Origin of the sequence: Pseudomonas sp. WC2, assembly GCF_050586545.1 — a bacterium.
GTDB lineage: Bacteria > Pseudomonadota > Gammaproteobacteria > Pseudomonadales > Pseudomonadaceae > Aquipseudomonas.
The window spans coordinates 1-15706 of sequence record NZ_JBOBDR010000035.1 but is presented as its reverse complement, the minus strand read 5'-3'; the positions used below and the strand labels follow the sequence as shown (position 1 = coordinate 15706).

The window sequence follows — 15706 nt, the reverse complement described above, 5'->3', positions numbered from 1 at the left end:
GTAGTTGTAATGTATTTTTCAGGCCGGCATAATGGTCGGCCTGATTTTGTTTTAGGTCAGTAGCTCAATTGGCAGAGCGACGGTCTCCAAAACCGTAGGTTGGGGGTTCGATTCCCTCCTGACCTGCCAGATTCACTCAGTGTGTCTGGCTTTCTTTTCACAGGATCTTCATAGATGACTCCTAAAGCTGAAGCTCAAGGCTCTCGCTTCGATCTGCTCAAGTGGCTTGTAGTTGTCGCTTTGGTGGTTGTTGGCGTTGTTGGCAATCAGTATTACTCTGCTTCGCCGATCCTGTACCGTGTACTCGCTTTGCTTGTCATTGCTGCCGTAGCTGCCTTTGTAGGCCTGCAGACGGCGAAGGGCAAGTCTTTCTTTGTACTGGTTAAGGAAGCTCGCACCGAGATTCGTAAAGTCGTGTGGCCAACTCGCCAAGAAACCACGCAGACCACCCTGATTGTGGTGGCTGTTGTTCTGGTTATGGCGTTGCTGTTGTGGGGGCTTGATTCCCTGCTCGGCTGGCTTGTTTCCTTGATTGTCGGCTAAGGGTGTCCCGTGGCTAAGCGTTGGTATGTTGTGCATGCTTACTCGGGTTACGAGAAGCATGTGATGCGCTCGCTGGTCGAGCGCGTAAAGCTGGCTGGCATGGAAGATGGCTTCGGCGAGATTCTGGTTCCCACTGAAGAAGTGGTTGAAATGCGTAATGGCCAGAAGCGCAAAAGTGAGCGCAAGTTCTTTCCGGGCTACGTGCTGGTTCAGATGGACATGAATGAGGGCACTTGGCACTTGGTCAAGGATACTCCTCGCGTCATGGGCTTTATCGGTGGTACTGCCGACAAGCCTGCGCCAATTACAGATAAAGAGGCAGAAGCGATTCTGCGTCGCGTCGCTGATGGTAGCGACAAGCCGAAACCCAAGACTCTGTTTGAGCCGGGTGAGATGGTTCGTGTTACTGATGGTCCGTTCGCAGACTTCAATGGCACGGTCGAAGAAGTTAACTACGAAAAGAGTCGCGTCCAGGTGGCGGTGACGATTTTCGGTCGCTCTACTCCGGTAGAGTTGGAGTTCAGTCAGGTCGAAAAGGTCTAACTGAGCACGCATCCCAACCCCGCAGCCATAGGCTGTGGGGTTTTGTCGTCACTGGGATAAACGCGCAAGTAACCGGGGAGCCTCTCGAGGCGTTCGAACCCGTAATTGGAGTGCCTCATGGCCAAGAAGATTACCGCTTACATCAAGCTGCAAGTGAAGGCCGCTCAGGCTAACCCAAGCCCACCTGTTGGTCCTGCTCTGGGTCAGCACGGCGTGAACATCATGGAATTCTGCAAGGCTTTCAACGCCCGTACCCAGGGTCTTGAAGCAGGTCTGCCGACTCCAGTGATCATCACTGTCTACAGCGACCGTAGCTTCACTTTCGAAACCAAATCCACCCCTGCTTCGGTTCTGCTGAAGAAGGCGGCCGGTCTGACTAGCGGTTCTGCTCGTCCGAACACCGTTAAGGTTGGCACTGTTACCCGTGCTCAGTTGGAAGAAATCGCGAAAACCAAAAACGCGGATCTGACTGCAGCTGATATGGATGCAGCCGTGCGTACTATCGCCGGTTCTGCTCGTAGCATGGGCCTTAACGTGGAGGGTGTGTAATGGCTAAGCTGACCAAGCGTCAAAAGGCTATCGCCGGCAAAATCGAAGCAGGCAAGGCCTACAACATTGTAGACGCCGCTGCTCTGCTGGCTGAGCTGTCGACTGTCAAGTTCAGCGAGTCGTTCGACGTTGCTGTAAACCTGGGTGTTGACCCGCGTAAATCCGACCAGGTTGTTCGTAGCGCTACTGTGCTGCCGCACGGCACTGGCAAGACTGTTCGCGTTGCTGTGTTCACTCAGGGTCCAGCTGCTGAGGCCGCTTTGGCTGCCGGCGCTGACCGTGTAGGTATGGACGACCTGGCTGCCGAAATGAAAGGCGGCGACCTGAACTATGACGTAGTTATCGCATCCCCGGATGCAATGCGCGTTGTAGGTCAGCTGGGTCAGATCCTCGGTCCACGTGGTCTGATGCCTAACCCGAAAGTCGGCACCGTAACTCCAGACGTAGCTAACGCGGTTAAAAACGCCAAGGCTGGTCAGGTTCGTTACCGCACCGACAAAAACGGCATCATCCACACTTCCGTTGGCAAGATGGGTTTCGACGCCGTCAAGCTGAAGGAAAACGTTGAAGCCCTGATCGCTGATCTGAAGCGCATCAAGCCAGCTTCTTCGAAAGGTATCTACGTCAAGCGCGTTACCCTGAGCACCACTATGGGCCCAGGTCTGGTTATCGACCAGAGCTCGCTGGACGCGTAAGACAAAAGTTGGCGCGGTTATCTGCGCCAATTGAAAAATTGGGGTCCCTGCCTGGCGGGGGCTATCCAAGACCGTAGGCGACGCAAGTCTTAAACCATAAGCCTACGCAGATGGTGCTCCCGGTTCCTTACCGAATCAGACACCAAAACGACATTCGGTTCCGATCGAATGAAACGGTAACAAGCAGGAGTTAAACCCGTGGCAATTAATCTCGAAGACAAGAAGGCCATCGTCGCTGAAGTCAACGAGGCTGCCAAAGTCGCTCTGTCCGCTGTCGTGGTTGATGCCCGTGGCGTAACAGTAGGCGCAATGACCGGACTCCGTAAAGAGGCTCGTGAAGCTGGCGTTTACGTACGTGTTGTACGTAACACCCTGCTCAAGCGCGCTGTTGCTGACACTCAATACAGTGTCCTCAACGACGTGTTCACCGGCCCGACCCTGATTGCATTCTCGAACGAACATCCGGGCGCTGCTGCCCGTATCTTCAAAGAGTTTGCCAAGGGTCAGGACAAGTTCGAGATCAAGGCAGCTGCGTTCGAGGGCAAGTTCCTCGCAGCTAATCAGATCGACGTACTGGCAACTCTGCCGACCCGTGACGAAGCAATTTCTCAGCTGATGAGCGTGATTCAAGGCGCTACCAGCAAATTGGCTCGTACTCTGGCGGCAATTCGCGACCAGAAAGAAGCTGCTGCAGCCTAAGGCTCGTCAACTTCTCGCGTTTTTTGTTTATTTCGATGGTCGCGTAGGCCGTCCCCCAATTCAGGAATTGAGTCATGTCTCTGACTAACGAACAAATCATCGAAGCAATCGGCCAGAAATCCGTAGTGGAAATCGTTGAGCTGATCAAAGCGATGGAAGAAACCTTCGGTGTTACTGCTGCTGCCGCTTCGGCTGGCCCAGCTGTAGCTGCTGCTGCTGTTGAAGAGCAAACCGAGTTCAACGTTATCTTGAAAGGCGCTGGCGAGAAGAAAGTCAACGTGATCAAGGCTGTACGTGAACTGACCGGTCTGGGTCTGAAAGAAGCGAAAGAGAAGGTTGATACCGCTCCTCAGGTTATCGCTGAAGGCGTTTCGAAAGAAGCTGCTGAAGATGCCAAGAAGAAGCTGGAAGAAGCAGGCGCAGAAGTCGAAGTTAAGTAACTTTCGACTTTGCTCCTCCAGCCCGAGCGTCAAGCGACAGGCTGATGGCTGGTGGCTCTTGCCACCGGCCTTTTTCCGTTATTGGCAGCCGACTGGGTCGGTGCTGATAAAGGCGCTGTAACCACCCGATGCGGTGGCGCAAACCATGGGGTTTGCACGATTTTCTGGCTGCTCCCGTCGGGAGGGGCCAAACAAGCAGGTGACCAAGCTGGGGAACGCTGATGGCTTACTCATATACTGAGAAAAAACGTATCCGCAAGGACTTTAGCAAGTTGCCGGACGTCATGGATGTGCCGTACCTCCTGGCCATCCAGCTGGATTCGTATCGTGAATTCTTGCAAGCGGGAGCGACTAAAGATCAGTTCCGCGACGTGGGCCTGCATGCGGCCTTCAAATCCGTTTTCCCGATCATCAGCTACTCCGGCAATGCTGCGCTGGAGTACGTCGGTTATCGCCTGGGCGAACCGGCATTTGATGTCAAAGAATGCGTATTGCGCGGTGTAACTTTCGCCGTACCTTTGCGGGTAAAAGTGCGCCTGATCATTTTCGACAAAGAATCGTCGAACAAAGCGATCAAGGACATCAAAGAGCAAGAAGTCTACATGGGTGAAATCCCCCTGATGACTGAGAACGGTACCTTCGTAATCAACGGTACCGAGCGTGTAATCGTTTCCCAGCTGCACCGTTCCCCGGGCGTGTTCTTTGACCACGACCGCGGCAAGACGCATAGCTCCGGTAAACTGCTGTACTCCGCGCGCATCATTCCTTACCGCGGTTCGTGGTTGGACTTCGAGTTCGATCCGAAAGACTGCGTGTTCGTGCGTATCGACCGTCGTCGCAAGCTGCCGGCATCGGTGCTGCTGCGCGCGCTCGGCTATACCACTGAAGAAGTGCTCGACGCGTTTTACACCACCAACGTTTTCCACCTGAGCGGCGAAACCCTCAGCCTGGAACTGATTGCTTCGCGTCTGCGTGGTGAAATTGCGGTTCTGGACATTCAGGACGAGAAGGGCAAGGTCATTGTTGAAGCGGGCCGCCGTATTACCGCGCGCCACATCAACCAGATCGAAAAAGCCGGCATCAAGACCCTGGAAGTACCTCTGGACTACGTCCTGGGTCGTACGACCGCCAAGGTCATCGTGCACCCGGCCACCGGCGAAATCCTGGCAGAGTGCAACACCGAGCTGAACACCGAAGTCCTGGCAAAAATTGCCAAGTCTGGCGTTGTTCGCATCGAAACTCTGTACACCAACGATATCGACTGCGGTCCGTTCGTCTCCGACACGCTGAAGATCGACTCCACCAGCAACCAATTGGAAGCGCTGGTCGAGATCTATCGCATGATGCGTCCAGGCGAGCCGCCAACCAAAGACGCTGCCGAAACCCTGTTCAACAACCTGTTCTTCAGCCCTGAGCGCTATGACCTGTCTGCGGTCGGCCGGATGAAGTTCAACCGTCGTATCGGTCGTACCGAGATCGAAGGTTCGGGCGTGCTGTGCAAGGAAGACATCGTCGCGGTACTGAAGACTCTGGTCGACATCCGTAACGGTAAAGGCATCGTCGATGACATCGATCACCTGGGTAACCGTCGTGTTCGCTGCGTAGGCGAGATGGCCGAGAACCAGTTCCGCGTTGGCCTGGTACGTGTTGAGCGTGCGGTCAAAGAGCGTCTGTCGATGGCTGAAAGCGAAGGCCTGATGCCGCAAGACCTGATCAACGCTAAGCCAGTGGCTGCGGCAGTGAAAGAGTTCTTCGGTTCCAGCCAGCTCTCGCAGTTCATGGACCAGAACAACCCGCTGTCCGAGATCACCCACAAGCGTCGTGTCTCTGCACTCGGCCCTGGTGGTTTGACTCGTGAGCGCGCAGGCTTTGAAGTCCGTGACGTACACCCGACTCACTACGGTCGTGTATGCCCGATTGAGACGCCGGAAGGTCCGAACATCGGTCTGATCAACTCCCTGGCAGCTTACGCTCGCACCAACCAGTATGGCTTCCTGGAAAGTCCGTACCGCGTTGTGAAAGAGGGTGTGGTTACCGACGAGATCGTGTTCCTGTCCGCTATTGAAGAAGCCGATCATGTGATCGCGCAGGCTTCGGCGACCATGAACGACCAGAAAGTCCTGATCGACGAACTGGTGGCCGTACGTCACCTGAACGAATTCACCGTTAAGGCGCCTGAAGAAGTCACTTTGATGGACGTCTCGCCGAAGCAGGTAGTTTCGGTAGCAGCGTCGCTGATTCCGTTCCTCGAGCACGACGACGCCAACCGTGCGTTGATGGGTTCGAACATGCAGCGTCAAGCTGTACCAACCCTGCGCGCTGACAAGCCGCTGGTAGGTACCGGCATGGAGCGTAACGTAGCCCGTGACTCCGGCGTTTGCGTCGTGGCTCGTCGTGGCGGCGTGATCGACTCCGTCGACGCCAGCCGTATCGTGGTTCGTGTTGCTGATGATGAAGTTGAAACCGGCGAAGCTGGTGTCGACATCTACAACCTGACCAAATACACCCGCTCGAACCAAAACACCTGCATCAACCAGCGTCCGCTGGTGCGCAAGGGTGATCGCGTTCAGCGTAGCGACATCATGGCCGACGGCCCGTCCACCGACATGGGTGAACTGGCACTGGGTCAGAACATGCGCATCGCGTTCATGGCATGGAACGGCTTCAACTTCGAAGACTCCATCTGCCTGTCCGAGCGTGTGGTTCAGGAAGACCGCTTCACCACGATCCACATTCAGGAACTGACCTGTGTGGCTCGTGACACCAAGCTTGGGCCTGAAGAGATCACTGCAGACATCCCTAACGTGGGTGAAGCTGCACTGAACAAGCTGGACGAAGCCGGTATCGTTTACGTAGGTGCTGAAGTTGGCGCAGGCGACATCCTGGTCGGTAAGGTCACTCCGAAAGGCGAGACCCAACTGACTCCGGAAGAAAAACTGCTGCGTGCAATCTTCGGTGAAAAAGCCAGCGACGTTAAAGACACTTCCCTGCGTGTGCCTACCGGTACCAAAGGTACTGTCATCGACGTACAGGTCTTCACCCGCGACGGCGTTGAGCGTGATGCTCGTGCACTGTCGATCGAGAAGTCCCAGCTGGACGAGATCCGCAAGGACCTGAACGAAGAGTTCCGTATCGTTGAAGGCGCTACTTTCGAACGTCTGCGCTCCGCTCTGGTAGGCCACAAGGCTGAAGGCGGCGCTGGTCTGAAGAAAGGTCAGGACATCACCGACGAAGTTCTCGACGGTCTTGAGCATGGTCAGTGGTTCAAACTGCGCATGGCTGAAGATGCTCTGAACGAGCAGCTCGAGAAGGCTCAGGCCTACATCGTTGATCGCCGCCGTCTGCTGGACGATAAGTTCGAAGACAAGAAGCGCAAACTGCAGCAGGGCGATGACCTGGCTCCAGGCGTGCTGAAAATCGTCAAGGTTTACCTGGCAATCCGTCGTCGCATCCAGCCGGGCGACAAGATGGCCGGTCGTCACGGTAACAAGGGTGTGGTCTCCGTGATCATGCCGGTTGAAGACATGCCGCACGATGCCAATGGCACCCCGGTCGACGTCGTCCTCAACCCACTGGGCGTACCTTCGCGTATGAACGTTGGTCAGATCCTTGAAACCCACTTGGGCCTCGCGGCCAAAGGTCTGGGCGAGAAGATCAACCGGATGGTCGAAGAGCAGCGTAAAGTCGCTGAGCTGCGTACCTTCCTGGACGAGATCTACAACCAGATCGGCGGTCGTAACGAAGATCTGGACAGCTTCTCCGATCAGGAAATCCTGGATCTGGCGAAGAACCTGCGTGGCGGCGTTCCAATGGCCACTCCAGTGTTCGACGGCGCCAAGGAAAGCGAAATCAAGGCCATGCTGAAACTGGCAGACCTGCCGGAAAGCGGCCAGATGCAGCTGACCGACGGCCGTACCGGCAACAAGTTCGAGCGTCCAGTTACCGTTGGCTACATGTACATGCTGAAGCTGAACCACTTGGTAGACGACAAGATGCACGCGCGTTCTACCGGTTCGTACAGCCTGGTTACCCAGCAGCCGCTGGGTGGTAAGGCGCAGTTCGGTGGTCAGCGTTTCGGGGAGATGGAGGTCTGGGCACTGGAAGCATACGGTGCTGCTTACACTCTGCAAGAAATGCTCACAGTGAAGTCGGACGATGTGAACGGCCGTACCAAGATGTACAAAAACATCGTGGATGGCGATCACCGTATGGAGCCGGGCATGCCCGAGTCCTTCAACGTGTTGATCAAGGAAATTCGTTCCCTCGGCATCGATATCGATCTGGAAACCGAATAACACGTGACGCGAATCGAGAGCGGGGCAGGATTGCCCGCTCTCTGCTCCGCCAGGAGGAAAGGCCTTGAAAGACCTACTGAATTTGCTGAAAAACCAGGGTCAAGTCGAAGAGTTCGACGCCATCCGTATTGGATTGGCCTCGCCTGAGATGATCCGCTCGTGGTCGTTCGGTGAAGTTAAAAAGCCGGAAACCATCAACTACCGTACGTTCAAACCTGAGCGTGACGGTCTGTTCTGCGCCAAGATCTTTGGCCCGGTAAAGGATTACGAGTGCCTGTGCGGTAAGTACAAGCGCTTGAAGCATCGTGGTGTGATCTGCGAGAAGTGCGGCGTTGAAGTTGCACTGGCCAAGGTTCGTCGTGAGCGCATGGCGCACATCGAACTGGCTTCGCCGGTTGCCCACATCTGGTTCCTGAAATCGCTGCCGTCCCGTATCGGCTTACTGATGGACATGACCCTGCGTGATATCGAGCGTGTTCTCTATTTCGAGAGCTATGTCGTTATCGATCCAGGCATGACCACCCTTGAAAAAGGTCAGCTGCTGAACGACGAGCAATACTTCGAAGCGCTGGAAGAGTTCGGTGATGACTTCGACGCCCGCATGGGTGCTGAAGCTGTCCGTGAACTGCTGCACGCTATCGACCTGGAACACGAGATTGGCCGTCTGCGTGAAGAAATTCCGCAAACCAACTCCGAAACCAAGATCAAGAAGCTGTCCAAGCGTCTGAAGTTGATGGAAGCCTTCCAGGGTTCCGGCAACCTGCCAGAGTGGATGGTGCTGACCGTTCTGCCGGTTCTGCCGCCAGATCTGCGTCCACTGGTCCCGCTGGATGGCGGTCGCTTCGCGACTTCCGACCTCAACGATCTGTATCGTCGAGTGATCAACCGTAACAACCGTTTGAAGCGCCTGCTGGATCTGTCCGCTCCGGACATCATCGTGCGCAACGAAAAGCGTATGTTGCAGGAAGCTGTCGATGCGCTGCTCGACAACGGTCGTCGTGGCCGCGCTATCACTGGTTCGAACAAGCGTCCTCTGAAATCCCTGGCTGACATGATCAAGGGTAAGCAAGGTCGTTTCCGTCAGAACTTGCTCGGTAAGCGTGTTGACTACTCCGGTCGTTCGGTAATTACCGTAGGCCCGACCCTGCGTCTGCACCAGTGCGGTCTGCCGAAGAAGATGGCTCTCGAACTGTTCAAGCCGTTCATTTTCGGCAAGCTTGAAATGCGTGGTCTCGCGACTACCATCAAAGCCGCCAAGAAAATGGTCGAGCGCGAACTGCCAGAGGTTTGGGACGTTCTCGCTGAAGTGATTCGCGAACACCCGGTTCTTCTCAACCGTGCACCGACCCTTCACCGTCTGGGTATCCAGGCGTTTGAACCGGTACTGATCGAAGGTAAAGCTATCCAGCTGCACCCTCTGGTCTGCGCCGCGTACAACGCCGACTTCGACGGCGACCAAATGGCCGTGCACGTACCGCTGACACTGGAAGCCCAGCTGGAAGCGCGTGCGTTGATGATGTCGACCAACAACATTCTGTCGCCAGCCAACGGTGAGCCAATCATCGTTCCGTCGCAGGACGTTGTATTGGGTCTGTACTACATGACTCGTGAAGCGATCAACGCCAAGGGCGAAGGTCGTGTGTTCGCGGATCTGCAGGAAGTTGACCGTGTGTTCCGTGCCGGCGAAGCCGCACTGCACGCCAAGGTTAAGGTTCGTATCAACGAAACCGTCAACGACCGTGATGGCAACAGCGTAAGCGGCACCCGTATCGTCGACACCACTGTCGGCCGTGCGCTGCTGTTCCAGGTTGTGCCAAAAGGTCTGTCGTACGACGTCGTCAACTTGCCGATGAAGAAAAAAGCGATCTCCAAGCTGATCAACCAGTGCTACCGCGTGGTTGGTTTGAAAGAGACCGTGATCTTCGCTGACCAGTTGATGTACACCGGTTTCGCTTACTCGACCATCTCCGGCGTTTCCATCGGTGTTAACGACTTCGTTATCCCGGACGAGAAAGCCCGCATCATCGGTGCTGCCACCGACGAAGTGAAAGAGATCGAGAGCCAGTACGCCTCCGGCCTGGTAACCCAGGGCGAGAAGTACAACAAAGTGATCGACCTTTGGTCGAAAGCGAACGACGAAGTTTCCAAGGCGATGATGGCCAACCTCTCGAAAGAGAAGGTTATCGACCGTCATGGCGTTGAAGTCGACCAAGAGTCTTTCAACTCGATGTACATGATGGCTGACTCGGGTGCGCGGGGTTCCGCAGCACAGATTCGTCAGCTGGCCGGTATGCGTGGTCTGATGGCCAAGCCGGACGGTTCCATCATCGAAACGCCGATTACTGCGAACTTCCGTGAAGGTTTGAGCGTACTTCAGTACTTCATCTCCACTCACGGTGCTCGTAAAGGTCTGGCGGATACCGCGTTGAAAACTGCGAACTCCGGTTACCTGACTCGTCGTCTGGTAGACGTAGCGCAGGATCTGGTTGTAACCGAGATCGATTGCGGCACCGAGCACGGTCTGCTGATGACTCCGCACATTGAAGGCGGTGACGTTGTAGAGCCGTTGGGTGAGCGCGTATTGGGTCGTGTTATTGCCCGTGACGTATTCAAGCCAGGCACCGAGGACGTTATCGTTCCGGCCGGTACTCTGGTAGACGAGAAGTGGGTTGAATTCATCGAGCTGAACAGCATCGATGAAGTGATCGTGCGTTCGCCGATCAGCTGCGAAACCCGCTATGGCATTTGTGCCAAGTGCTACGGCCGTGACTTGGCTCGTGGTCACCAGGTGAACATCGGTGAAGCGGTCGGCGTTATCGCTGCCCAGTCCATCGGTGAGCCGGGTACCCAGCTGACGATGCGTACGTTCCACATCGGTGGTGCGGCAAGCCGTACTTCCGCAGCCGATAGCGTTCAGGTGAAGAATGGCGGTACCGTCCGTCTGCACAACCTGAAGCACGTTGAGCGAGTGGATGGTCACCTGGTTGCTGTGTCCCGTTCCGGTGAGCTGGCCATCGCTGATGACTTCGGTCGTGAGCGCGAGCGTTACAAGCTGCCGTACGGTGCCGTAATTTCGGTTAAAGAAGGTGACAAGGTCGACGCTGGCGCAATCGTGGCCAAGTGGGATCCGCACACTCACCCGATCGTTACCGAAATGAAAGGTACCGTGACCTACGTGGGCATGGAAGAAGGCATCACGATCAAGCGTCAGACTGACGAATTGACCGGTATGACCAACATTGAAGTGCTCGACGCGAAAGATCGTCCAGCTGCCGGCAAAGAAATCCGTCCAGCAGTGAAAATGGTCGACGACAACGGCAAGGATCTGTTGCTGCCAGGCACTGACGTTATCGCTCAGTACTTCCTGCCAGCCAACGCCCTCGTCGGTGTGGCTGACGGTGCGAAGATTGCGATCGGTGATGTTATCGCTCGTATCCCGCAAGAAACTTCGAAGACCCGTGACATCACCGGTGGTCTGCCGCGTGTTGCCGACTTGTTCGAAGCTCGTCGTCCGAAAGAAGCGTCGATTCTGGCTGAAGTCAGCGGCACCATCGCGTTCGGTAAAGAGACCAAAGGCAAGCGCCGTCTGGTTATTACCCCGAACGACGGTAGTGATCCGTATGAAGAGCTGATTCCGAAGTGGCGTCACCTGAACGTGTTCGAAGGCGAACAGGTAAACCGCGGCGAAGTTATCTCCGACGGTCCAAGCGATCCGCACGACATCCTGCGTCTGCTGGGTGTGAGCGCGCTGGCCAAGTACATCGTTAACGAGATCCAGGACGTTTACCGTCTGCAAGGCGTGAAGATCAACGACAAGCACATCGAGACCATCCTGCGTCAGATGCTGCGTAAAGTTGAGATCTCCGAGTCCGGCGATTCCAGCTTCATCAAGGGCGACCAGATGGAACTGACTCACGTATTGGTAGAGAACGAGCGTCTGGGCGGGGAAGACAAGTTTGTCTCCAAGTTCACTCGCGTTCTGCTGGGTATCACCAAGGCGTCGTTGTCCACCGAATCGTTCATCTCGGCGGCTTCCTTCCAGGAAACCACTCGCGTACTGACCGAAGCGGCAGTCACCGGCAAGCGCGATTACCTGCGCGGCCTGAAAGAAAACGTGGTCGTGGGTCGTCTGATCCCGGCTGGTACCGGTCTGGCTTATCACAGCGAGCGCAAGCGTCGTCGTGATGCTGACAAACCGTTGCGCGTAAGCGCCAGTGAAGTGGAAGCTGCACTGACCGAAGCGCTGAACTCGAGCGGTAACTGAGTTCTGCGATAAATGAGCGTAAGGCCCTGATCGCTCCGTTCATCGAATCGAGACATTTTGTCGAGGTTCGAGGGGCGGGGAGGTCGGGGCCTTGCCTTGACTGGGGACAAGATCCTCTTTAGACTCTTGATCCCCTAAATTTGGCGGGAATTCGTTCCTGCCATTTTGCTTTTCTTGCAAGACAATAGCGTCGCAAGACAACAGTGGAGCTAGTAGATGGCAACTATCAACCAGCTGGTACGTCAGCCGCGTAAGCGTATCGTCGAGAAATCCGACGTACCTGCGCTGCAGAACTGCCCGCAACGTCGTGGCGTGTGCACCCGTGTGTACACCACCACGCCGAAAAAACCTAACTCGGCACTGCGTAAAGTATGCCGTGTGCGCCTGACCAACGGTTTCGAGGTTTCCTCGTACATCGGTGGTGAAGGTCACAACCTGCAAGAGCACAGCGTGGTACTGATCCGCGGCGGTCGTGTAAAAGACTTGCCAGGTGTTCGTTACCACACCGTTCGCGGCTCCTTGGATACCTCCGGCGTTAAAGGTCGTAACCAGGGTCGTTCGAAGTACGGTACCAAGCGTCCGAAGTAATCGGCCGTTTTGCAGATTTTCATTTTATTGAGTCGATAAGAGTAAGGTCGGGCACGCATCCATTGGATCTGTCCCGAGCTAACCTGAAGACCGCTTGAGGGCTTATCATGCCAAGACGTCGCGTAGCAGCAAAGCGTGAGATTCTGGACGATCCGAAATACGGAAGCCAGATCCTCGCCAAATTCATGAACCACGTTATGGAGAGCGGCAAGAAAGCCGTTGCCGAGCGTATCGTTTATGGTGCCCTGGAAACCGTTGCGACCCGTAAGGCTGGCACCGATCCCCTGGAACTCTTCGAAAAAGCACTCGACGCCATCGCTCCGCTGGTCGAAGTGAAGTCGCGCCGCGTTGGTGGTGCTACTTACCAGGTTCCGGTCGAGGTTCGTCCTTCCCGTCGTAACGCTCTGGCAATGCGCTGGTTGGTAGACTTCGCACGTAAGCGTGGCGAGAAGTCTATGGCTCTGCGTTTGGCTGGCGAACTGCTGGATGCTGCTGAAGGTAAAGGTGCTGCTGTTAAGAAGCGTGAAGACGTGCACCGTATGGCTGAAGCCAACAAAGCTTTCTCGCACTACCGCTTCTAATTTTAGCTTCACTAATTTTGCGAGGGCTTTATGGCTCGTACTACTCCGATTAGCCGCTACCGTAACATCGGTATCGTCGCTCACGTGGATGCTGGTAAAACCACCACCACCGAGCGCGTCCTTTTTTACACCGGCAAAAGTCACAAAATGGGCGAGGTGCATGATGGCGCCGCGACCACAGACTGGATGGTGCAGGAGCAGGAGCGTGGTATTACCATTACTTCTGCTGCAATCACCGCCTTCTGGAAAGGTTCCGAGAAGCAGTACAAGGACGAGCACCGCTTCAACGTAATCGATACCCCGGGCCACGTTGACTTCACCATTGAAGTTGAGCGTTCCCTGCGCGTACTCGACGGCGCTGTCGTTGTGTTCTGCGGTACTTCGGGTGTTGAGCCTCAGTCGGAAACCGTATGGCGTCAAGCCAACAAATACGGCGTTCCACGTCTTGTTTACGTAAACAAGATGGACCGTGCTGGTGCCAACTTCCTGCGCGTGATCGGTCAGATCAAGCAGCGTCTGGGTCACACTCCGGTGCCGATCCAGTTGGCCATCGGTTCCGAAGACAACTTCCAGGGTCAGATCGATCTGATCAACATGCAAGCTGTCTACTGGAACGACTCTGACAAAGGTATGGTCCCTGTTCGCAAGGACATTCCTGCTGAGCTCCAAGAGCTGGCTGAAGAGTGGCGCAACAACATGGTTGAAGCTGCTGCTGAAGCCAACGAAGAGCTGATGAACAAGTACCTGGAAGGCGAAGAGCTGTCGATCGAAGAGATCAAAGCTGCTTTGCGTCAGCGTACTATCGCCGGCGAAATCGTTCTGGCTGTTTGCGGTTCTTCGTTCAAGAACAAGGGCGTTCCCCTGGTTCTCGACGCCGTTATCGACTTCCTGCCTGCCCCAACCGACATTCCTGCTATCAAGGGTACCGACCCGGATAACGAGGAAATCGAGCTGGAGCGTCATGCAGACGATGCGGAGCCGTTCTCGGCTCTGGCGTTCAAGATCGCTACTGACCCATTCGTGGGTACTTTGACCTTCGTCCGCGTTTACTCGGGCGTGTTGAACTCCGGCGACGGCGTGATCAACTCGGTTAAAGGCAAGAAAGAGCGCGTGGGTCGTATGGTGCAAATGCACGCAAACGCCCGTGAAGAGATCAAGGAAGTGCGCGCTGGTGACATCGCGGCCCTGATCGGCATGAAGGACGTCACCACTGGTGAAACCCTCTGCAACGCTGACAAGCCAATCATCCTGGTTCGTATGGACTTCCCGGAGCCGGTTATTTCGGTTGCCGTAGAGCCTAAGACCAAGGACGACCAGGAAAAAATGGGTATTGCTCTGGGCAAACTTGCTCAGGAAGACCCGTCTTTCCGCGTTAAAACTGATGAAGAGACTGGTCAAACGATCATCTCCGGCATGGGCGAGCTGCACCTGGACATCCTGGTTGACCGGATGCGCCGTGAGTTCAACGTCGAAGCCAACATCGGCAAGCCTCAGGTTTCGTATCGTGAGCGCATCACGAAGAACTGTGAAATCGAAGGCAAGTTCGTTCGTCAATCCGGCGGTCGTGGTCAGTTCGGCCACTGCTGGATCCGTTTTGCTCCTGCTGACGAAGGTCAGGAAGGTCTGCAATTCGTGAACGAAGTTGTAGGTGGTGTGGTTCCTAAGGAATACATCCCGGCTATCCAGAAGGGTATCGAAGAGCAGATGAAGAACGGCGTTGTTGCCGGCTATCCGCTGATCGGCCTGAAGGCTACCGTGTTCGATGGTTCTTACCACGACGTCGACTCCAACGAGATGGCGTTTAAAGTGGCTGCCTCCATGGCGACCAAGCAGCTGGCCCAGAAGGGCGGTGGTGAGTTGCTTGAGCCGATCATGGCTGTAGAGGTTGTTACGCCTGAAGACTATATGGGTGATGTGATGGGCGACCTTAACCGTCGTCGCGGCATGATCCAGGGTATGGAAGACACAGTGTCCGGCAAGGTTATCCGTGCCGAAGTTCCACTGGGTGAGATGTTCGGTTATGCGACCGACGTTCGTTCCATGTCTCAGGGTCGCGCAAGCTACTCTATGGAATTCAAAAAATACGATACGGCTCCGTCGCACATCGTCGAATCCGTAACCAAAAAACAAGGCTGATTCAGCCCCTTTAGGCTAGGAGTTAATTGTCGTGGCTAAAGAAAAATTTGATCGTTCCCTACCGCACGTCAACGTTGGCACCATCGGTCACGTTGACCACGGTAAAACCACTCTGACCGCTGCTCTGACTCGCGTCTGCTCCGAAGTTTTCGGCTCGGCCGTAGTTGAATTCGACAAGATCGACAGCGCTCCAGAAGAAAAAGCTCGCGGTATCACCATCAACACCGCACACGTTGAGTACAACTCGCTGATCCGTCACTACGCTCACGTTGACTGCCCAGGTCACGCTGACTATGTGAAGAACATGATCACCGGTGCTGCTCAAATGGACGGCGCTATCCTGGTTTGCTCGGCCGCTGATGGTCCGATGCCA

The 15706-nt window shown here is 55.4% G+C and carries 12 protein-coding genes and 1 tRNA gene; all 13 read left to right on the top strand.

From position 1 onward, the window contains the following. Positions 1-53: 53 nt before the first annotated feature. A tRNA-Trp gene (locus ACQ4OE_RS26630) sits at positions 54-129 on the top strand. A 45-nt stretch (positions 130-174) separates the two neighbouring features. Beyond that, positions 175-543, top strand: a complete 369-nt coding sequence (gene secE, locus ACQ4OE_RS26625) for a preprotein translocase subunit SecE (protein WP_007916493.1) — start codon at positions 175-177, stop codon at positions 541-543. 9 nt (positions 544-552) lie between these two features. Beyond that, positions 553-1086: a transcription termination/antitermination protein NusG gene (nusG, locus tag ACQ4OE_RS26620; protein ID WP_122592623.1), complete on the top strand. Its 534-nt coding sequence runs from the start codon at positions 553-555 to the stop codon at positions 1084-1086. Between the two features lie 117 nt (positions 1087-1203). Next, positions 1204-1635, top strand: a complete 432-nt coding sequence (gene rplK, locus ACQ4OE_RS26615; protein ID WP_003228756.1) for a 50S ribosomal protein L11 — start codon at positions 1204-1206, stop codon at positions 1633-1635. Then, entirely contained in the window at positions 1635-2330 is a 696-nt protein-coding gene (rplA, locus tag ACQ4OE_RS26610; RefSeq protein WP_016772938.1) for a 50S ribosomal protein L1, read from the top strand. Before rplK ends, rplA begins: the two co-directional genes overlap by 1 nt. A 198-nt stretch (positions 2331-2528) precedes the next feature. After that, positions 2529-3029, top strand: a complete 501-nt coding sequence (gene rplJ / locus ACQ4OE_RS26605; protein WP_008081912.1) for a 50S ribosomal protein L10 — start codon at positions 2529-2531, stop codon at positions 3027-3029. A gap of 74 nt (positions 3030-3103) precedes the next feature. Then, positions 3104-3469, top strand: a complete 366-nt coding sequence (rplL, locus tag ACQ4OE_RS26600; protein ID WP_122592624.1) for a 50S ribosomal protein L7/L12 — start codon at positions 3104-3106, stop codon at positions 3467-3469. Positions 3470-3690: 221 nt separating this feature from the next. Next, positions 3691-7764 (top strand): DNA-directed RNA polymerase subunit beta, encoded by a 4074-nt coding sequence (rpoB, locus tag ACQ4OE_RS26595; protein WP_122592625.1) that lies wholly within the window; start codon positions 3691-3693, stop codon positions 7762-7764. A gap of 64 nt (positions 7765-7828) precedes the next feature. Beyond that, on the top strand, positions 7829-12028 hold the full coding sequence (gene rpoC, locus ACQ4OE_RS26590) for a DNA-directed RNA polymerase subunit beta' (protein WP_122592626.1): 4200 nt from the start codon (positions 7829-7831) through the stop codon (positions 12026-12028). A gap of 216 nt (positions 12029-12244) precedes the next feature. Continuing rightward, entirely contained in the window at positions 12245-12616 is a 372-nt protein-coding gene (gene rpsL / locus ACQ4OE_RS26585) for a 30S ribosomal protein S12 (protein WP_003186084.1), read from the top strand. A 107-nt stretch (positions 12617-12723) separates the two neighbouring features. Next, the gene (gene rpsG, locus ACQ4OE_RS26580) at positions 12724-13197 is read left to right on the top strand and encodes a 30S ribosomal protein S7 (RefSeq protein WP_007916467.1); all 474 of its coding nucleotides are present in this window, start codon (positions 12724-12726) and stop codon (positions 13195-13197) included. Positions 13198-13227: 30 nt separating this feature from the next. Further along, positions 13228-15333 carry an elongation factor G gene (gene fusA / locus ACQ4OE_RS26575; protein WP_016984188.1) on the top strand — a complete coding sequence of 702 codons (2106 nt, stop codon included), beginning with the start codon at positions 13228-13230 and terminating at the stop codon, positions 15331-15333. A gap of 31 nt (positions 15334-15364) precedes the next feature. Then, positions 15365-15706 (top strand): GTP-binding protein (locus ACQ4OE_RS26570; protein ID WP_430948446.1); only part of this gene is annotated, 342 nt, incomplete at its 3' end.